16 protein-coding genes and 1 pseudogene are annotated in these 18304 nt (G+C 75.1%); 11 read left to right on the forward strand and 6 right to left on the reverse strand.

Annotation, left to right across the window (positions count from 1 at the left end; genetic code table 11):
* Positions 1-113: 113 nt before the first annotated feature.
* From M1O15_RS30695 to M1O15_RS30710, 4 genes are read left to right on the forward strand one after another with little or no spacing between them, the layout of a single operon-like run.
* Positions 114-551, forward strand: coding sequence for a hypothetical protein (locus tag M1O15_RS30695; RefSeq protein ID WP_248637518.1), 438 nt, complete (start codon positions 114-116; stop codon positions 549-551).
* Positions 548-2353, forward strand: a complete 1806-nt coding sequence (locus M1O15_RS30700; RefSeq protein WP_248637519.1) for a sodium/solute symporter — start codon at positions 548-550, stop codon at positions 2351-2353. Before M1O15_RS30695 ends, M1O15_RS30700 begins: the two co-directional genes overlap by 4 nt.
* The gene (locus M1O15_RS30705; protein ID WP_248637520.1) at positions 2350-3564 is read left to right on the forward strand and encodes a sensor histidine kinase; all 1215 of its coding nucleotides are present in this window, start codon (positions 2350-2352) and stop codon (positions 3562-3564) included. Before M1O15_RS30700 ends, M1O15_RS30705 begins: the two co-directional genes overlap by 4 nt.
* Before the next feature lie 44 nt (positions 3565-3608).
* Complete coding sequence (locus M1O15_RS30710) at positions 3609-3833, forward strand: DUF6296 family protein (protein ID WP_248637521.1); 225 nt, start codon at positions 3609-3611, stop codon at positions 3831-3833.
* A 12-nt stretch (positions 3834-3845) separates the two neighbouring features.
* Here the strand turns inward: M1O15_RS30710 and M1O15_RS30715 are convergent, their stop codons facing one another.
* On the reverse strand, positions 3846-4424 hold the full coding sequence (locus M1O15_RS30715) for a hypothetical protein (RefSeq protein ID WP_372499631.1): 579 nt from the start codon (positions 4422-4424) through the stop codon (positions 3846-3848).
* Positions 4425-4707: 283 nt separating this feature from the next.
* Complete coding sequence (locus M1O15_RS30720) at positions 4708-5259, reverse strand: sigma-70 family RNA polymerase sigma factor (RefSeq protein ID WP_248637522.1); 552 nt, start codon at positions 5257-5259, stop codon at positions 4708-4710.
* 327 nt (positions 5260-5586) lie between these two features.
* Here M1O15_RS30720 and M1O15_RS30725 point away from each other — a divergent pair, with 327 nt between their 5' ends.
* Complete coding sequence (locus tag M1O15_RS30725) at positions 5587-6792, forward strand: CapA family protein (RefSeq protein WP_248637523.1); 1206 nt, start codon at positions 5587-5589, stop codon at positions 6790-6792.
* A 98-nt stretch (positions 6793-6890) separates the two neighbouring features.
* Positions 6891-7859 carry a polysaccharide deacetylase family protein gene (locus tag M1O15_RS30730; protein ID WP_248637524.1) on the forward strand — a complete coding sequence of 323 codons (969 nt, stop codon included), beginning with the start codon at positions 6891-6893 and terminating at the stop codon, positions 7857-7859.
* 152 nt (positions 7860-8011) lie between these two features.
* Here M1O15_RS30730 and M1O15_RS30735 read toward each other — a convergent pair whose 3' ends face one another.
* Positions 8012-8668, reverse strand: coding sequence for a class F sortase (locus M1O15_RS30735; protein ID WP_248637525.1), 657 nt, complete (start codon positions 8666-8668; stop codon positions 8012-8014).
* 398 nt (positions 8669-9066) lie between these two features.
* Here M1O15_RS30735 and M1O15_RS30740 point away from each other — a divergent pair, with 398 nt between their 5' ends.
* Positions 9067-9687 carry a hypothetical protein gene (locus M1O15_RS30740; RefSeq protein ID WP_248637526.1) on the forward strand — a complete coding sequence of 207 codons (621 nt, stop codon included), beginning with the start codon at positions 9067-9069 and terminating at the stop codon, positions 9685-9687.
* A 111-nt stretch (positions 9688-9798) separates the two neighbouring features.
* Here M1O15_RS30740 and M1O15_RS30745 read toward each other — a convergent pair whose 3' ends face one another.
* The 3 genes from M1O15_RS30745 to M1O15_RS30755 form a co-directional block, all read right to left on the reverse strand.
* Positions 9799-10356, reverse strand: coding sequence for a hypothetical protein (locus M1O15_RS30745; protein ID WP_248637527.1), 558 nt, complete (start codon positions 10354-10356; stop codon positions 9799-9801).
* A gap of 245 nt (positions 10357-10601) precedes the next feature.
* A complete protein-coding gene (locus M1O15_RS30750; protein WP_248637528.1) occupies positions 10602-11366 on the reverse strand; it encodes a bestrophin-like domain in 765 nt (254 codons plus the stop codon).
* A 65-nt stretch (positions 11367-11431) separates the two neighbouring features.
* Positions 11432-12067: a hypothetical protein gene (locus tag M1O15_RS30755; protein ID WP_248637529.1), complete on the reverse strand. Its 636-nt coding sequence runs from the start codon at positions 12065-12067 to the stop codon at positions 11432-11434.
* A 311-nt stretch (positions 12068-12378) separates the two neighbouring features.
* Here M1O15_RS30755 and M1O15_RS30760 point away from each other — a divergent pair, with 311 nt between their 5' ends.
* From M1O15_RS30760 to M1O15_RS30775, 4 genes and pseudogenes are all read left to right on the forward strand, one after another.
* Positions 12379-13386, forward strand: a complete 1008-nt coding sequence (locus M1O15_RS30760; protein ID WP_248637530.1) for an SCO0930 family lipoprotein — start codon at positions 12379-12381, stop codon at positions 13384-13386.
* Positions 13387-14297: 911 nt separating this feature from the next.
* Positions 14298-15110 carry an SAM-dependent methyltransferase gene (locus M1O15_RS30765; RefSeq protein WP_248637531.1) on the forward strand — a complete coding sequence of 271 codons (813 nt, stop codon included), beginning with the start codon at positions 14298-14300 and terminating at the stop codon, positions 15108-15110.
* Positions 15107-17299 (forward strand): putative bifunctional diguanylate cyclase/phosphodiesterase, encoded by a 2193-nt coding sequence (locus M1O15_RS30770; protein ID WP_372499633.1) that lies wholly within the window; start codon positions 15107-15109, stop codon positions 17297-17299. The genes M1O15_RS30765 and M1O15_RS30770 overlap by 4 nt, the downstream gene beginning before the upstream one ends.
* 266 nt (positions 17300-17565) lie before the next feature.
* A pseudogene (locus M1O15_RS30775) lies at positions 17566-18304 on the forward strand (beta-N-acetylglucosaminidase domain-containing protein); the annotation flags it as partial.

Consider the following 18304-nt stretch of genomic DNA (forward strand, 5'->3'; position numbering starts at 1 on the left):
CGCCGTCCCGACCCCGTCCCCACCCGTCCCACGCGTACCTCCCCGACCCCCCGGCCCTCCCGGTACCGCTCCGGGCCCCGTCTCGCGTACCGCCCCGACCCACGGATCCCGCGATGCCACCAGAGCCCCCGCCCGCGCGCTGGCCGCGCCGCGAGACGGTCACCGGTACGCCCAGGGCGGCCCGTCGCCGTACCCTTCCGCCCGCCGTCGCCCGCTCCGAGATCAGCGAGCAGACCACCCTGGGCCACACCTATGTCCGCTCCCTGATGCGCAGCCAACTGCGGGCGGCGCTCTGGGCGCTCGCCGCGCTGGCCCTGCTGGTCGGCTCCCTGCCGCTGCTGTTCACCCTGCCCGGCGCGCTCGGCGGTGGCGGCGCGCCGGCCGGGCCGCTGGTCTGGGCCGCCCTCGGGGTCGCCGCGTACCCGGTGATGTGGCTGATCGCCCGCCGGTACGTACGGCGCGCCGAACGCAACGAACGCGACTTCACCGGGCTGGTGGAGGGGCGGCGCGACGCCGCCGACGGCCCGGGCAAGGGCGCCGGGCGCCGGTGAACCAGACCTACGCGGTCGCGGCCGTCACCGCGGTCACCGCGGCCACCGTGCTGGTCGGCGCCCTGGGGCTGCGGATCTCCCGTACCACCTCCGACTTCTACGTGGCCTCCCGCAGCGTCCGTCCCGGGCTCAACGCCGCCGCCATCAGCGGCGAGTACCTGTCCGCCGCCTCCTTCCTCGGCATCGCCGGACTGGTCCTCCTGCAGGGGCCGGACATGCTCTGGTACCCGGTCGGCTACACCGCCGGCTACCTGGTGCTCCTGGTACTGGTCGCCGCCCCGCTGCGCCGCTCCGGCGCGTACACCCTGCCGGACTTCGCCGAGGCGCGCCTGGAGTCCGCCCGGGTGAGGCGGCTGGCCAGCCTGTTCGTCGTCGGCATCGGCTGGCTCTATCTGCTGCCGCAGCTCCAGAGCGCCGGACTGGTCCTGGAGATCCTCACCGGCGCGCCGGACTGGGTCGGCGGCTGCGTGGTCGCGGTGGTGGTCACCGGCGCGGTCGCGGCCGGCGGGATGCGCAGCATCACCTTCGTCCAGGCCTTCCAGTACTGGCTGAAGCTGACCGCCCTGCTGGTGCCGGTGTTCTTCCTGGCCGCCGCCTGGGTCGGCGACGGCGCCCCGCGCGTCCGGCTGGACGCCCCGGCCGTCTTCCGGGAGCACACCTCGGTACGGGTGGCCGAGACGGTACGGGTGGAGGTCGCCGCACCGCTCACGGTGACCGCCACCGGGCGGATCGACGGGGCCGCCCACCGGGGGGAGCGGGTCGGGCTGGCGCCGGGCCCGCACACCGTCGAGGCCGGCACGCTGCTCGGCTTCCCCGCGGGCGCCCCCGTACCGGAGCGGGCCGCATCCGGCGGCGATCCGCTGGGCTGGTCCCAGCCGCTGGCCGACGGCCGGGACGGACGCCAGCTGTACGCCACCTACGGGCTGATCCTCGCCACCTTCCTCGGCACCATGGGCCTGCCGCATGTCGCCGTCCGCTTCTACACCAGCCCGAACGGCCGCGCCGCCCGCCGCACCACCCTGGTGGTGCTCGGCCTGGTCGGCGTCTTCTACCTGCTGCCGCCGGTGTACGGGGCGCTGGGCCGGATCTACGCGCCCGAGCTCGCCCTGACCGGCGCCGTCGACGCCGCCGTGCTCGTGCTGCCGGACCGGCTCCTCGGCGGCCTCGCCGGGGACCTGCTGGGCGCCCTGCTCGCCGGCGGGGCCTTCGCCGCCTTCCTCTCCACCGCCTCGGGGCTGACCATGTCGGTGGCCGGAGTGCTCACCCAGGACGTGCTGCCCGCCCGCGGGGTACGGCACTTCCGGCTGGCCACCGCGCTCGCCATGGCCGTCCCCTTCGCGGTGTCGCTGGTCGCGCGGAACGTCCCGGTGGCCGACGCGGTGGGTCTGGCGTTCGCCGTGTCGGCGTCCTCCTTCTGCCCGCTGCTGGTGCTGGGCATCTGGTGGCGGCGGCTCACCCCGCCCGGCGCGGCCGCCGGACTGATCGCGGGCGGCGGCGCGGCGCTCACCGCGGTGATGGCCACCCGGGCCGGGGCCGCCCCCGAGGGCTGGGCGCACACCCTGATGGCCTGGCCCGCGGTCTGGTCGGTGCCGCTGGGCTTCCTCACCATGGCCGCCGTCTCGCTGGCCACCCCGCGCCGGATACCGCCCGGCACCCCCGCCGTACTGGCCCGGCTCCATCTGCCCGAGGACCTGGCCGGCCCCGGCGCCGCCGTTCCCCCGCCGCGTCCCACGGCCGCCGGACGCCCCACCCCACGCGCCGCCGCCACCGGCCGTACCGCCGCCCGGGAGGCCGGACCGTGACCCTGCTCGCCGGGCTGGCCGCGGCCGCCGCACTGCTGCTCGCCGCCGGCTTCGTCCTCGGCCGGGCCGCCGCCCGGCGCGCCGGACGCGACGGACTGGACCTCGGCACCCCCGTCGAGCACGCCACCTTCCACACCCTGCACACCGCCTCCCTGGCCGCCCCGCCGCTGCGCGCCGGGCTCACCGAGGACACCGCCCGCAAGGCCGCCCGCCGACTGCGCCCGCTGCTCGGCACCGAGGCGCTCTGCCTCACCGACCGCGAGGCCGTACTGGCCTGGGACGGGCCCGGCGCCGACCACCACCGTGAGCAGGTGCTCCAGCGGGTCGCGGAGCTGCTGCGCACCGGCCGCGGCGAGAGCCTGCGCAGCGACTGCGACCAGCCGGACTGCCCGCTGCGCTGGGCCGTCATCACCCCGCTCACCGGGGAGGACGGGGTGGTGGGCGCGCTGGTCGCCTACGGCTCGCGCGAGTCGGCGGTGCTGGTGCGGGCCGCGACCGAGGTGGCACGCTGGGTGTCGGTCCAGCTGGAACTGGCCGAGCTGGACCGCTCCCGCACCCGGCTGTTCGAGGCCGAGATACGGGCGCTGCGCGCCCAGATATCCCCGCACTTCATCTTCAACTCGCTCGCCGCCATCGCCTCCTTCGTCCGCACCGACCCGGAACGGGCCCGCGACCTGCTGCTGGAGTTCGCCGACTTCACCCGCTACTCCTTCCGCCGGCACGGGGAGTTCACCCAGCTCGCCGACGAACTGCGCTCCATCGAGCAGTACCTGGCGCTCGCCGGGGCCCGCTTCGGCGACCGGCTGCGGGTCACCCTCCAGGTCGCCCCCGAGGTGCTGCCGGTCACCCTGCCCTTCCTCTGCCTCCAGCCGCTGGTGGAGAACGCCGTCAAGCACGGCCTGGAGGACTCCCGCGCGGTCTGCCGGATCACCATCGCCGCCCGCGACGCGGGCGCGGAGGCCGTGGTCACCATCGAGGACGACGGCGTCGGGATGGACCCGGCGGCGCTGCGGGCGATCCTCTCCGGTGAGAGCGCCCAGGCATCCGGCGTCGGCCTGTCCAACGTGGACGAGCGGCTGCGCCAGGTGTACGGCGACGACCACGGGCTGGTGGCGGAGACGGGTCCCGGCGCGGGCATGAAGGTCACCGTCCGTATCCCCAAGTACCACGCGGGTGTCCACCGCGATCCACCCCTGTCCGGTCAGGTGTGAAGCGTCCCGTTATGGGGACGCGGCGGGGGACGGAGGAAGAAGCCATGCGTGTTCATGATGCCTACGAGTTGGCGTTCGGCGAGGACAGGGTCGTGGTGCACCGCACCGAGCGGACCGGGTCCGGCGGCCATCCGATCTACGCGGACGACACCGCGATCGTGCTGGCGGAGATCAGCGACCGGGGCGAGGTGCGGATGCTGCGCAGCGGCGGCTACCAGGACCCCATGGCCCGGGTCCGGGCCCGCCCCGTGGAACCCCACACCCGCTGAACCCCGAAGCGCTCACAGCAGCCGCAGGGTCAGATGGACCAGGGGCAGTGCCACCTGCCACGACGGCATCCAGACCCGGCGGCTCTCGTCGACCGTGACACGGGCCGGTTCGGCCCCCGGCCCGTGGCCCGGTGCGGCCCCGTCCGGTCCGCCGAGGTCGGCGGCCAGCAGCTCCGTCGCCTCCAGCCGCCGCCATGCCGCCCGGGCCAGCGCCACGCCGCCCCCGTCCGCATCGCCATCGCCGGCTCCGGCCAGCCCGGAGCGCACCCACCGCGGCCAGGGGTGGCCGTGGGCGGTGCGCAGCAGCCACCGCGCCACCGGGTCCTCGACCCGCCCCCCGTCGTCCGGGGCGCCGCCGCGGGGGCGGTCGCCCAGATAGACGGTGAGCGCCAGGGTGCGCCGGGCCGCCTCGTACTCCAGCGACCCCGGGGCGGCCAGCCCCCCGTCCGCCAGCAGCTCCCCGGCCGTGTACTCGGCACACAACCAGGCCATCGGCACGGCCAGCCCTCCTCCGCCGGTGCCGTGCGCACCTCCTCCGCCGGTGCCGTACCTGCCGCCTCCGCCGGTGCCGTTCACGCTGTCGGAGCGCACCGCTTCCACCTACTCCCGGACCTGTCGAACCTGTGGGGTGGGGGCCCGCGCCGCGCGGCACCGCGCCGGACCGCGACGGGGTCCCGGGACGAGCCTCCACCGTCGGACACGGCCGCCCCGCCCCGTTCGCCCAATCCGGAGTGTGGCGTCGCCTACATTTCGGCCGCCGGCTGGTGGTGGGGAGGCGCACCGCCACCACCGGTGCCGCCGTGACCCCTGGGGAACCCCTTCGGGCGGCCGCGTCCGAACGGCGAGCGACCGCCCGCCGCCCGCCGCCCGACGGTCAGCGGCCGGTGCGCGCGACCGCGGTGCGCGCGGGGGAGTAGCCGGGCAGGCCCCGGCCGAGGGCGCGCAGCGCGTAGTGGGAGCGGGACTTGACCGTCCCCGCCGGGATGCCGAGCTCGGCCGCGGCCTCCTGGACGCTGAGGCCGTCGAAGTAGATCCGCACCAGCACCGCCCGGTGCTCCGGGCTGAGCTCGCGGACGGCGGCCCGGACGTCCAGCGCGGCGACCGCGGACTCGGTGGGGTCCGAGGGGTCGGGCGCGCCGTCCAGCGCGCTGTCGCCGATCTCCGCCGGGCGGGCCAGCCGGGAGCGCCGGGCGTCGATCGCCAGCCGCCGGCCCACGGTGAACAGCCAGGGCCGCATCGAGGTGTACGGCGCCTCGAAGGCCTCCGGGTGCTGCCAGGCCCGGAGCAGGGTCTCCTGCGCCAGGTCCTCCGCGCGCTGCCGGTCGCCGTAGGTCAGTCCCAGCAGGAAGCCCAGCAGCGCCGGCCCGTGGTCGCGCTGGAGCTCCGCGAGGGCCCGTTCATCGGTGGTCACCGCCGTCACCGTCATCGTGCACTCCCTCTCCCGTCCGCTCCCACCGCCGTCCCCGGCCCGCCGGGCGTATCGGAACCCATCGCGGGCGGCGGGGACAACGGATGGGCCGGGCCGTGCGACGAGCGGTCGCTACGAGCGGCGAACGGCACGCGGGTGGCTCGCCGGTGGCGGGCGGTCGGCGAGTGGCGGGCGGCGCGCGAGGGGAGCGACGCGCCGGGACGGCGCCGAAATACTCCCATACGGGTTATTTGTGTGATTCTTCGGCCAAGAGGATTGGCTGATTGTCGTTCTCCATAGGGATTCAGGCAGTTCCCGACGCCCGACGCCCCATGGAGCCGGCTGATGACCTCCACACGCACGCGACGGACCACGGTGGCAGCCGCCGCCGTCCTGCTCACCGCGGTGGCGGGCTGCGCGGGCGCCGTCCCGCAGACCGCGCCCACCCGGCCGGCCCCGTCCCGGCCGGTCGCCGACCCCGTACCTTCCTCCGCCGGCGGCCCCACCGCCACCCCGCGGCCGTTCACCCTCGCCGCCACCGGCGACGTCCTGCCGCACGCCTCGATCATCCGGCAGGCCCAGGCGGACGCGGGCGGCGACGGCTACGACTTCCGCCCCATGCTCGCCGGCGTCAAGCCGGTCATCTCCGCCGCCGACCTCGCGATCTGCCACATGGAGACGGTGTACGGGAAGGACGAGGGCCCCTTCACCGGCTACCCCTCCTTCAAGTCGCCGCCGCACATCGCCACCGCGCTCGCCGCCACCGGCTACGACTCCTGCTCCACCGCCTCCAACCACACCCTGGACGACGGCACCGCCGGACTCACCCGCACCCTCGACGCCTTCGACAAGGCCGGGGTGCGCCACGCCGGCTCCGCCCGCAACCCCGCCGAGGCGCAGCGCCCCACCCTGCTCAAGGCCGGCGGGGCGACCGTGGCCCACCTCGCCTACACCTACGGGATCAACGGCGACAAGATCCCCGAGGACAAGCCCTGGTCGGTGAACATCATGGACGAGGCGAAGATCGTCGAGGACTCCCGGGCGGCCCGGGAGGCCGGTGCCGACGTGGTCGTGGTCAGCCTGCACTGGGGCACCGAATGGGAGACCGAGCCCGACCGGGACCAGCTGGACCTCGGCCACAACCTCACCGCCTCCACCTCCGACGAGGGGCGCCCGGACATCGACCTGATCATCGGCACCCATGCCCACGTGCCGCAGGCCTACGAGAAGGTCAACGGGACCTGGATCGTCTACGGCATGGGCGACCAGATCGCCGGCGACATGATCAACTACAACGGGGCCTTCGACCCGCGCGGCAACCAGGGCAGCATCGGCCGCTTCACCTTCACCCCGCCCGCCGAGCCCGAGGGCCGCTGGACGGTCTCCAAGGCCGAGTTCCTGCCCCAGTGGTTCAACACCCAGACCGGGCGGGTCACCGACCTGGGCGCGGCCATCCGCCGGGGCGAGCGGCTCACCGACGTACGCGACCGCATCCGCCAGGTCGTCCTCAGCCGGGGCGCCGCGGCCGACGGCCTCACCATGCCGCAGTAACCCCGGCACCCACCCCCTCCCCACCCAGCCCCGTCCGGGCGCCGGGCGCCTCCCCGGCCTCCCGGCCCGGACGCGTACCGCCCTGCGAGGGAAGAGCCATGACTCCAGACCAGATGGCACCCGGGCGGCGCACGGTGCTCCGTATCGCCGCGGCGCTCGGCGCCACCACGGCGGCCGGGGTGTTCGCCGCGGACCGGCTCGGCGCCTTCGACACGGCGGCACCCGGGCCCGGCTCCATCGCCGCCCCCGCCGCCCCGACCGCACCCGGAAGCCCATCGCCCCCGGCCGCCCCGGCCCCCTCGGCCGCCGCCGGGCCCGGCCCCGCCGCGGGCGCGCTCGCCGACGGTGTGGCCGTCCCGGGTGCCGCCGGTCCGCAGGCCGCCGCCGCGGGCCGGGCCCCCGCCACCGGCTACCGGCTCCAACCGATGACCGCGTACACACCCCCGCGCTTCCGGCGGGCGCTCCCCCCGGTCCGTACCCGGCCCTTCCTCCAGGTCGCGCAGACCGGCCGGACCATGGTCCTCACCTTCGACGACGGACCCGACCCCCGCTACACCCCGCCCATCCTGGACACCCTCCGCCGCCACCGGGTGCGCGCGATGTTCTTCCTCTGCGGGGAGATGGCCGACGCCCACCCCGACCTGGTGCGGCGGATCAGCGACGAGGGCCATGTGCTGGGCAACCACTCCTGGTCGCACCCGCTCATCCCCTCGCTGCGGCCCTCCCGTATCCGTACGGAACTGGGCAGCACCAGCGAGACCATCGAACGCCTCACCGGCGCGGCGCCGCTCTGGTACCGCGCCCCGTTCGGGGCCTGGAACCGGCACTCCTTCGAGATCGGGGCCGAGCTCGGCATGGAACCGCTGGCCTGGACCGTCGACACCCTCGACTGGACCGAACCCGGCGCGGACGCCATCGTGACCCGGGTCCGGGCCGGTGCCGCGCCCGGCGTCGTGGTCCTCTCCCACGACGCCGGCGGCGACCGCTCGGGCACCGTGGCCGCCCTGGACCGCTACCTCCCCGAACTGCTCGACGACGGTTACCGCCTCACCGTCCCCCACCGCTGAAACCCCGCCCCTTCCTCCGGAAACCCCGCCCCGCTCCGGACATCCCGCCCCCTGCTCCGGAGATCCCGCCTCCCGCTGCGGACATGCCGAAGGCCCCGGCGCCCGCCTTCCGACGGGGCCGGGGCCCTCACCCACCCGGCAACAGCACGGGCTCAGCGGACCTCCACCATCCGCGCGAACACCACCACATTGCCGTCGTAGCCGTTCGCCTTGGAGTAGCCGCCACCGCAGGTGATGACCCGCAGCTCGGGGTGGCCGGTGTCGCCGTAGACCCGCACCCCGGGGAAGTCCTCCTTGGAGAACACCTCGATGCCGTAGACCTCGAACACCGCGATCCGCCCGTCGAACCGGGTGACCTCCACCTGCTCGCCGCCCTTGATCGCGCCGAGGCGGTAGAAGACGGCGGGCCCCGCCTCGTTGTCGACATGCCCCACGACCACCGAAGTCCCGCGCTGCCCGGGGGAGATGCCGTTCTGGTACCAGCCGGCCATGTTGGGGTCCTGGGCCGGGGGAGCGTCGATCCAGCCCTCCCGGTCAAGACCCACGTCCATCACCGGGGCGTCCACGCCGATGGAGGCGATTCGCACCCGGGAGGCCGGGGCGTACTCCAGCGGCTCCAGACCGGCCACAGGCGCGGTGCCCCGCTGGCTCTGCGCGGAGGCGGCGAGCCGGGTGGGCTGCGGCGGCCCGGGGTCGGTGTCCGCCCCGTTCCGCATCATCGCCAGACCGGACAGCATGACGAGCGCCAGCGCGCCCCACGGCGACGGTCTCCTCAGCTCGGCGAAGCCACTGCGGCGTCCCAGGCCCATGTCTCTCCCTTCGCGGCGGCGTACCCGCGGCGTTCCCCGCACGGTAAGCGCGCCCCGCCACCCCGGCCATCCGAACGGGGCGAACGGGTGGCGGCCACCCCCGGCCCCCCATCGCGCACCGCCCGGCCGGGACCGCCAGGGTCCGCCCGGGTCGCTCCGGCCGGAGGGGGCCGCTCGGGTTGCCCCGTCCGGGTGTTCGTGCCGGAGCCCCGGCTGACGGGGTGTGACCTGCGCATCCGTCGCCCTGGCGGTCCGCCGCTCCGGCGTGTCGCCTCACCGGGGTGGCCGAATGCCGAAATGCGCTTATATGACCCGCTTGTGACAGTTCCTCGTGGAGGGCGTACTCGTCGAATCCACCGGAGCGCCGCTTCGGAGCGTCTTCCACTGGAGGTTCAACCATGCGTGCTTCACGCGCTCTCGTGGTCGCCGCCACCGCCGGCGCGGCCATCGGGCTCTGCGTCCCGGTGGCCGCTGCCACCAGCGCACCCAACGGCGGCGGCCCGAACAACGGACCGACCAACGTCACCGTCGAGCCGAGCCGGGTGCACCAGGGCGGCCAGCTCGCGGTCAGCGCGTCGGGCTGCTCCCGCGGCGGCGTGGTCTCGTCCAACGCCTTCCCCAAGACGGCACTCACCATCAACCGCTCGGGTCAGTCGGCGGCCACCCCGCGCGTCTACGACCACGCCACGCCGGGCCAGTACACCCTGGCCGTGCGCTGCAACGACACCGGCTCCGGCGGCAACGGCGGCCGCGGTGGCGACGGCGGGCGGGGCGGTGACGGCGGCCGCGGTGGTGACGGCTTCGGCGGCGACGGCGAATTCGGCCGCGGTGGCAACGGCCTGGTCGTGACCCGTACCTTCACCGTCATCCGGGGCCGCGGCACCGAGGGCGGCCTCGGCGGTTCCATGGCGCCGAGCTCCACCGAGACCGCCATCGGCGCGAGCCTGGTCGGCACGGCGGCCATCGGCGGCGGGCTGTTCATCAGCCGGCGCCGCCGCCTGATCGGCGGGAACGCCTGACCGGCCGAACCTCCCGGTCCGGCTGACCACGCCCGTCGCCCCGAGCTCCCCCTGGGAGTCTCGGGGCGACGGGCGTCGGGCGTTGCCCGACATGACCCGGGAGCGGCCGGGTCAGTGCCGGCGGCCGTCCGCGCGGCGGCGCACCGCGTAGATGATGCCGGTCGCGGCCGCCACCGCCAGCGCCGTACCGGCCGCCAGCTCGCCCGCGTTCCAGCCGCCGATGCTGCCGCCCACGCCACCGCGCACCCCCTGCGAGGGAGCCGGGCTCGCCGGCCGGGTGGCGCTCGCCGAGGGCATCGTGGTGGAGGACGTGGTGGACGAGCCCGAGCTCTGCGCGATGGCCAGCCGCGCCGAGCCGGGGGTGCCGCCCGCGCAGGTGAAGTTGACGGTGTAGACGGCACCGCGGCGGGCGTCCCAGTCGACGGTGGCCGCCACCGAGCGGCCGGCCGGGATGGTCGTGGTGTCAAAGACGCCCGCGGACGCCATCGCGGTGCCGGAGCAGCCGGGGGCCGTCAGGACGACCCGCCCGCCGGGCTGGACGCTGGTGGGGCTGACGGCGAAGTCACCGGGAGCCCTGGCTTCGGGGGCCGCCGCGGCGGCGGGGACGGTGGTCAGGGCGTAAGCGGCCGCTCCGAGCAGAGCGGCGGAGGCGGCACCTATCGCGCGCATCGTCGATCCTCCGGTCCCGAGGAGCAGCCGCGGAACGTTTTTCCGCGAAGGTTCCGAAATGCACCTCGACTCCGGCTCACGCTAGGAGCGCTCTACCACATCCGCGATCCCTGTCGTGCGAACGGGTCATCCGAGTCACCCGGACGGCCCACACCGGCGACGACCGGGCGGGGCCATCCGGGGCCACGGGCGGGCCGTCCGGCGGGCCCGCCCCTGCCAGAGGGCCCGCCCGGCCCGGCCGCTTGTCAGCGTGCCACCGCAGGGAACAGCAGCTCGAAGGGCTCCCGGGTCGCGGAGATACCCAGCCCGAACGGGGCGTCCAGGGCCCAGATCAGGAACAGCAGGAAGGCGATCAGCGCGCTGAACAACCCCGCGAGCAGCAGCTCACGGAAGGTGCGGCGGATCTGCAGGGTGAAGATCAGCCCCACCGTCACCAGCGCACCGATGATCAGGCCGAACCACACCACCCCCGGCATGGTGGACCCCGCGTTCCCCGCCCGGGAGGCGCGCGCGTCGTCCACCGCGGCCACCTGGTCCACCAGCGGCTGGTACGCCTCGCCCTCGTGGTCGGTGGCCGGCTCGTAGTCGGAGACCGAGCGGCGCACCCGCTCCAGCAGCTCCGCACCCTTCCCGGTCAGCTCGCCGCGCTCGGCCATGCTCCGCCACTCCGGACCGGTGACCCGGGTGACGTAGGCCCGCACGTCGGAGCGGATCCGCTCCCGGACGGCGGCGGGCCACACCTCGACCCGGACGTCCACCTCGTGCAGCGCCTGCGCCTCCTGGCGGACACTCTCCTGCGCCGCGCTGCGCCCCTCCCAGACGCCCGCGATGGCGAGCCCGAGGACGATGGCGTACACCACGCCGATCATCATCGTCATGTACTCGAGGACGTCCGGGGTCTCGGAGGGATCGTCGTCCTCGCCGATCCTCCGGTTGTTGAAGACGACGATGGCCAGGACGACCGCGCAGGCGGAGGCCATCGCGATGGACAGGACGACCCAGTGCGACACGGGCGGCTCCCAACGGTGTGCTTCGGTCAGGTGAGGTCAGGTCAGATCAGGTGATGAGGGCGGGTCTAGCGGGAGGACCGGGGCCGCAGGATGGCGGCGGCCAGCAGCGCGGGGGCGGTGATCAGCAGCATCACGGTCACCGGTGACGGACCGCCGGCCGGCTCGGCCCGCTGCGCCCGCCGGTACGAGGACCGGGCCACCGGCTCCGGCGAGGGCAGCGGAGTGAGCGTCGGGCGCGGACTCGGGGCCGGAGTGGGCGCGGGCGGAGGCACGGGGGCCGGACGAGGCGGTGGCGGTGGCGCGGGTGCCGCCCGTACGGGAGGGGGCTCAGGCGCCGGTGGCGGTACGGGCTCGGCCGGGGGCGGCGGCTCCGGAGCCGGCGGGGGCACCGGGTCGGGCGGCCGGGGGGTCGGCCGGGGCGCGGACGGCGTCGGCCGGGGCGCGGACGGCGTCGGCCGGGGCGGGGTCGTCGGCGAGGGGGTGGGCGGCGACGGGGTGGGCGTGGGCGTCGGTGTGGGTGTGGGGGTCGGTGTTGGGTCGGTCCAGCAGACGGCGCCGCCCGCCACCGCGACCGAGGTCTCCGGTTGGCCCGGGCCGATATGGGCGATGGCGCAGCTGTCCGCCGCCGCGGGCGCCGGGACGGCGAGCAGCCAGCCGAGGACGGCCACCGCGGCGAACCGGGCGGCAGGGGATGCGTACACGCCGACGAGCATGGGCGGACGCGGCCGTACGCAGCAGGAAAATCGCACCGATTCGCCTGATGGGGGGTTTTCGGCGGCGCCGGGTTTGCCGTGCGGGTGTACGGCGTTCGCCGTCCGAGTGCGGGCCCTCGGCCACTCGTCGGACAGCGGGGGCACCGAGCGCCTGTGCGGACGCCGGATACGGGGCGCCGGCCCTGCCGCGGAAAAAGTTCCCGAGCCGTTGAACGCCCCCGGCCCCCCGGCCCGTACTGATGGCCATGAACGGCACGCCCGGGCGTCGCCAACGTAACTTCACCCTACGGGAGTTGACCATGAACACCTGGCGAAACGCCTCGCTCGTGCTGACCGCGGCCGCCGTACTCGCACTGACGACGGCGTGTGGCCAGGACAACGGCGGCCAGGCGCCCGCGGGTTCGGTCGGCGCCGCGGCACCGGCGGGGGCGCCCGCCGACAACGCGGGCGGCTACGGCTCCGACTACGGCGCGGCAGGCGGCGGCGCCAAGGCCGCGGCCACCCCGGCCGGGCAGCTCGCCGCCGAGGAGACCGACAAGGCGGGCGAGGTCCTCACCGACGGCGAGGGCTTCACGCTCTACCGCTTCGACAAGGACTCCGCCAAGCCGCCCAAGTCGGCCTGCGAGGGCGACTGCGCCAAGGCCTGGCCGGTGGTCTCCGCCGAGGGCGCCAAGCCCCCGGCCGGCGTGGACGCCGCCCTGCTGGGCGAGGTGGCCCGCGCCGACGGCACCAAGCAGCTCACCGTGGACGGCTGGCCGATGTACCGGTATGCCAAGGACGCCCGGCCCGGGGACGTGAACGGCCAGGGTGTCGGCGGCACCTGGTACGCGGCGGCCCCCGACGGCAAGAAGGCGTCCCCCGGCAGCGGTTCGGGCCAGGACGCGGGAGCCGAGGAGGGCGCCGAGCAGGGGGCCGACGAGGGTGCCGAGGCGGCCCCGGCCGACCTCGCCGGGCTCTCCGTCCGCAACGACCCCGACCTCGGCGAGATCGTGGTGGACCGCGCCGGGATGACCGTCTACCGCTTCCAGAAGGACTCGGCCTGGCCGATGAAGACCGCCTGCACCGGCGAGTGCCTCAAGAAGTGGCCGGTCGTCGCCCCGGTGGAGAAGAACGACACCGAGGGCATCTCCACCAAGGGCTATGTCACCTTCAACCGCCCCGACGGGTTGAAGCAGCAGACCATCGACTGCTGGCCGCTGTACACCTTCGCCGGTGACAAGAAGCCCGGTGACACCAGCGGCCAGGGCGTGGGCGGCACCTGGTGGGCCGTCTCACCGCAGGGAAAGCTGGTCGGAGCGTCCAAGTAGAGTCCCCACGCGCGCTTCCGACCACGCGGGGCCTGGAGGGAAGGCCAGGCCCCGCACATCCCGGCCGCGCCCCGGCCGGGACACCACCGGCCCGTCCTCGCACCCGATGCGGCGGACGGGCCGGTCGGCGTCCTTCCCCACCACCACCCGGCCGCGCGGTCACGCGCCCGGGTTTGCCGCGTGCCGGTAGGAAGCCCGGCCGCACGCGGCCCCACCACGCGCCGCGGTGGGCGGCCGCGGTCAAGTGTCGGCGTCCGCCGCGTATCGCCGGGAGCCCGGCGGGACCCGGCCGCGCCACCCGCCGCGGTCCGGCGCGGACCGTGCACCCGGCTGTGCGATGCGCCGTAGCCCGGTGCACACCGGCGGCACCCAACCGCGGCGTCCGGCGCGTGCCAGTGGGAAGCCCGGCCGCGCCACGCGCCGGGGTCCGGCGCGGACCGTCTGCACCCGGCCGTGCTATGAGCCGCGGTCAAGCACGTACCGGCGGGACGCCGGCGCCACCCAGCCGCGCCACGCGCCGGGGCCCGGCGCACCGGCGGTAGTCCGGCGGGCGACCCGGCCGTGCTACGCGCCGCGGTTCGGCGCGCGCCGGTGCCACCCCGCCGCGGCGTCCGGCGCGTACCGGCGGCAAGCCCGGCGCCACCCGCCCACGGGACCGTCCCCGTACCCCTATCCCTGGCGTCCCCCGGAAGGTTTGGTGGCGGCGCCGTGGCGCGGGGGCAGTTGCCGCGGGCACGGCCGGGGACCGGAGGATCGCACGTGCCGCCGGTCTGTGACCGGGACGTGTGACCAAGAACGGACCGCGAATTTCCGTTTCCTCTCGCCCTCTTGGCGGGCGATCAGTAGCCTCGGCTCGAACACCTAGCCGTACCCGCGGCGATTTCGGCCATGGCGACCTGTGGGAGACATCGATGGAGCGTCCCGCCTGGGCCCCGTCCGGCATCGACATATCGGTGCCGAGCGTGTCCCGGATCTACGACTACTACCTGGGCGGCTCGCACAACTTCGAGGTCGACCGCGAGGCGGCCCGCAAGGCGATGGACTTCATGCCGGGCCTGCCCAAGGTCATGCAGGCCAACCGGGCCGTGATGCGCCGCGCCGTCCGGTTCGCCGTGGACCAGGGCATCACCCAGTTCCTCGACATCGGCTCGGGCATCCCCACCTTCGGCAACGTCCACGAGGTCGCCCAGAACGCCACCCCCGACGCCCGGGTGCTGTACGTCGACCACGACCCGGTCGCCGTCGCCCACAGCAAGGCGGTGCTGGCCGGCAACGACCACACCGGAGTGGTCGCCGCCGACCTGCGCAAGCCGCACGACATCCTGCACAGCCCCGAGGCCGCCGTCCTGCTGGACCTCGACCGGCCCGTCGCCCTGCTGCTCGTCGCCGTACTGCACTTCCTGGAGGACGCCGACGAGCCCGGGCGCGCCGTCGCCGAGCTGCGCGACGCGCTCGCCCCCGGCAGCCTGCTGATCCTCACCCACGCCTCCTACGAGGGCATCCCGCTGCCGCGCGACGTCGCCGCCGGCACCGTCAGCGTCTACCGGGACATCCGCAACCCCCTGGTCATGCGCTCCCGCGACGAGGTCGCCCGCTTCTTCGACGGCTTCGAACTGGTCGAGCCCGGCCTGGTGCCGATGGCCGACTGGCGGCCCGAAACGCCCGTCGACCAGGAGGACCCGTACGCCTTCTCCGGCTTCGCAGGGGTGGGACGCAAGGCGTGAGCATGCCCGTACGGCCCTCCGGCCCCGGCCCCGAGCCGGAGGAACCAGAGGATCTGGACCTGGTCCTGGAAGACCGGCTCCGGCGCTTCGCGACCATCTGGAGCCGGGCCATCTTCCCGGTCACCGCGACCTCCCTGACCCGCCCGGAGTTCGAACTCCACCTGCTGCCCTGGGCGCGGGAACTGAGCGACGCCCTGCACGGGCGGCCCTTCGACACCGCCCCCGCCGGCCGGGTCGGCGCCGCCCTGGTCGCCGCCCACTGCACCGACCCCGACGCGCTCAGCCGCACCCTCGGCGTCGTCGAGTCCTACCTGGTGCTCTACTGCGGCCGCCCCGCCCAGGACACCGCCGAGGAACTGCGGGCCCGCAGCGCCCGGCTCCAGCACGCCCTGGCCGCCGGCTTCGCCCGGGCGCTGCGCCAGCGCACCCTCACCGAGCAGGAGGCCATCGCCCGCTCGGCGCTCGCCGCCCGCAGCCTCGCCGAGGAGGCGCTGCACGCCACCGAGGCCCGGTTCCGGGCCGTCTTCGACGGGGCCGCCGTCGGCATCGGCATCGCCGACCTGGACGGCACCATCCTGGAGGTCAACGACACCCTGACCCGGATGTTCGGCGGACTGGAGACCCACATCCGCGGGCGCAGGACCACCGACTGGGTGCACCCCGAGGACGGGCCGCAGGTCTGGCGGATGTACGGGGAGCTGGTCCGCGGCGAACGCGACCACTACCGGGTGGAGAAGCCCTACTACCGCGGCGACGGCACCGTCCTGTGGACCAACCTCACCGTCTCGCTGCTGCGCGACGCCGACGGACGGCCGCAGTACCAGCTGGCCCTGATGGAGGACACCACCGAACGCCGGCTGCTCAACCTGCGGCTGCGCTACGAGGCCACCCACGACGCCCTCACCGGCCTGCCCAACCGCACCCTGTTCTTCGAACGGCTGGACAAGGTCCTGGCGGCCGGCGGCGGCACCCGGTTCGCCCTGTGCTACCTGGACCTCGACGGCTTCAAGGCCATCAACGACAGCCTCGGCCACTCCGCCGGCGACCGGCTGCTGGTGGAGGTCGCCGACCGGCTCCAGAGCTGCGCCGCCCGGTCCGGCGAGATGGTCGCCCGGCTCGGCGGCGACGAGTTCGTCGCCCTGACCACCGGCCCCGCGTCCGACGAGGACGAGGCCGGCGAACTGGCCCGGCGCATCCTCCACGTACTCTCCACGCCCATCAGCCTCGACGGCCGCGAGCTGGCCGTACGCGGCAGCATCGGTGTCGTCGAGGGCCCGGCCGGCGGCGAACGCAGCGCCGCCGAGGTGCTGCGCAGCGCCGACATCACCATGTACCGGGCCAAGTCCGCCGGCGGCAACCGCTTCGAGCGGGCCGACGCGGAGGCCGACGCCCGCGCCATCACCCGGCACGGGCTCACCACCGCGCTGCCCGCGGCGCTGGACCGCGGCGAGTTCTTCATCGAGTACCAGCCGCTGGTCCACCTCGGCGACGGCACCGTGCACGGCGCCGAGGCCCTGGTCCGCTGGTGCCACCCGCAGCACGGCGTGCTCGGCCCCGACCGGTTCATCCCGCTCGCCGAGCACACCGGGCTGATCGTTCCGCTGGGCCGCTGGGTGCTCCAGGAGGCGGTGCGCCAGGCCCGGTTCTGGAACCGCAGCCACTCCGACGGCGGCCCGCTGCGCATCAACGTCAACCTGTCGCCGACCCAGCTGCACCACCCCGGGCTGGTCGCCGACACCGTCGACGTGCTGGAGCGCTCCGGCCTCGACCCGGGCGCGCTCTGCCTGGAGGTCACCGAGTCCGCGCTGATCGGCGCCGACGAGGACCTGCTCAAGCCGCTGCGGCAGCTCGCCGAGATGGGTGTGGACATCGCGCTGGACGACTTCGGCACCGGCTACTCCAACCTCGCCAACCTGCGCCGGCTGCCGGTCAGCGTGCTCAAGCTGGACCGCTCCTTCACCCAGGGCATGCAGACCCACCCGGTCGACCCGGTGGACCTGAAGATCGTGGAGGGCATCGTCTCGCTGGCCCACAGCCTTCAGCTGGCGGTCACCGTGGAAGGCGTGGAGACCGGCGCCCAAGCCGAGCAGCTGCGCGAACTGGGCTGCGACACCGCCCAGGGCTGGTACTACGCCCGCCCCGGCGCCCCCGACCGCATCCACTCCCTGGTCCTCGCCGACGCGATCTGACGCTGCCGCGGCCCGACGCGATCCGACGCCGCCCCGGCCCGACGCGGTGGTACGCCGCCCCGGGCCGCCCAGCCCTGCCCAGCCCGATCCCGGTTGGCGACATCTCGCCAACCGGGCGCTTCGGGCACCCCCCGACTCGTTGCAACACCTCGGCGCTGTGCGAGCGTGGACGGACCGCCAGGTTTTCGCAACCTCCCTCTGTTTGTGGGCAGTTGGCGAGGGGCGGCCGGTTCGGCTGCCCCGTCCCTTCCCAGCCGGAGGCAGTCGTGAAAAGAGCCCGCTCTCTGCTCTGCGCTTCCCTGCTCGCCGCCGCCCTGGCCATGGGCCAGACCGTCCTCGGACCGGCGGACCCCGCGTGGGCCGGCTCCCCGCCGCCGACCGGCCGGGTCCTCGTCGTCGCCGACGACCGCACCGACCCGGCGGCCCGTGACCGACTGGTGCGCGAGCTGCGGGCGCACGGGGCCGACCGGGTGCAGATGGTGGCCCCCGGGCGCCCCGGCCCGGTGGGCCTGCTCACCGTACGGCTCGGGCCCGCGTCGCGGCCCGACAACGCCACGGGCCTCCACGTATGTGTACGCGCCGAAGGCGGACCCGTACCACCGCGACCGGTGGCGCCAGCCGTACCCACCTGAGCGGCTCGCCGAGCTGGGCGAGCTGATCAGACGGGCCAACGCCAACCATGTGCGGTTCACCTTCGCGGTGTCCCCGGGCGCCTCCATCTGCTACTCCGACCCCGCGGACCGCGACGCGCTGACGGCGAAGCTGGGGGCCGTCCACCAACGGGGCGCGCGGGCCTCCTCCGTCCCGCTGGACGACATCGACCACACCTCGTGGAACTGCGAGGAGGAGTGGGCGGCGTACGGCGCCCCCGGACGCGCCGCCGCCGCCCAGGCGCAGGTGGACCTGCTCAACGACGTCCAGCGGACCTTCGTCGCCGTCCCGCCGGGCACTTCAGCCGCCTCCCGACTCGTTGCCCAAAGAGCAAGGAGGCAGAGGGGGCCGGCA

The organism is Streptomyces lichenis, assembly GCF_023218175.1.
Classification (GTDB): Bacteria; Actinomycetota; Actinomycetes; order Streptomycetales; family Streptomycetaceae; genus Streptomyces; species Streptomyces lichenis.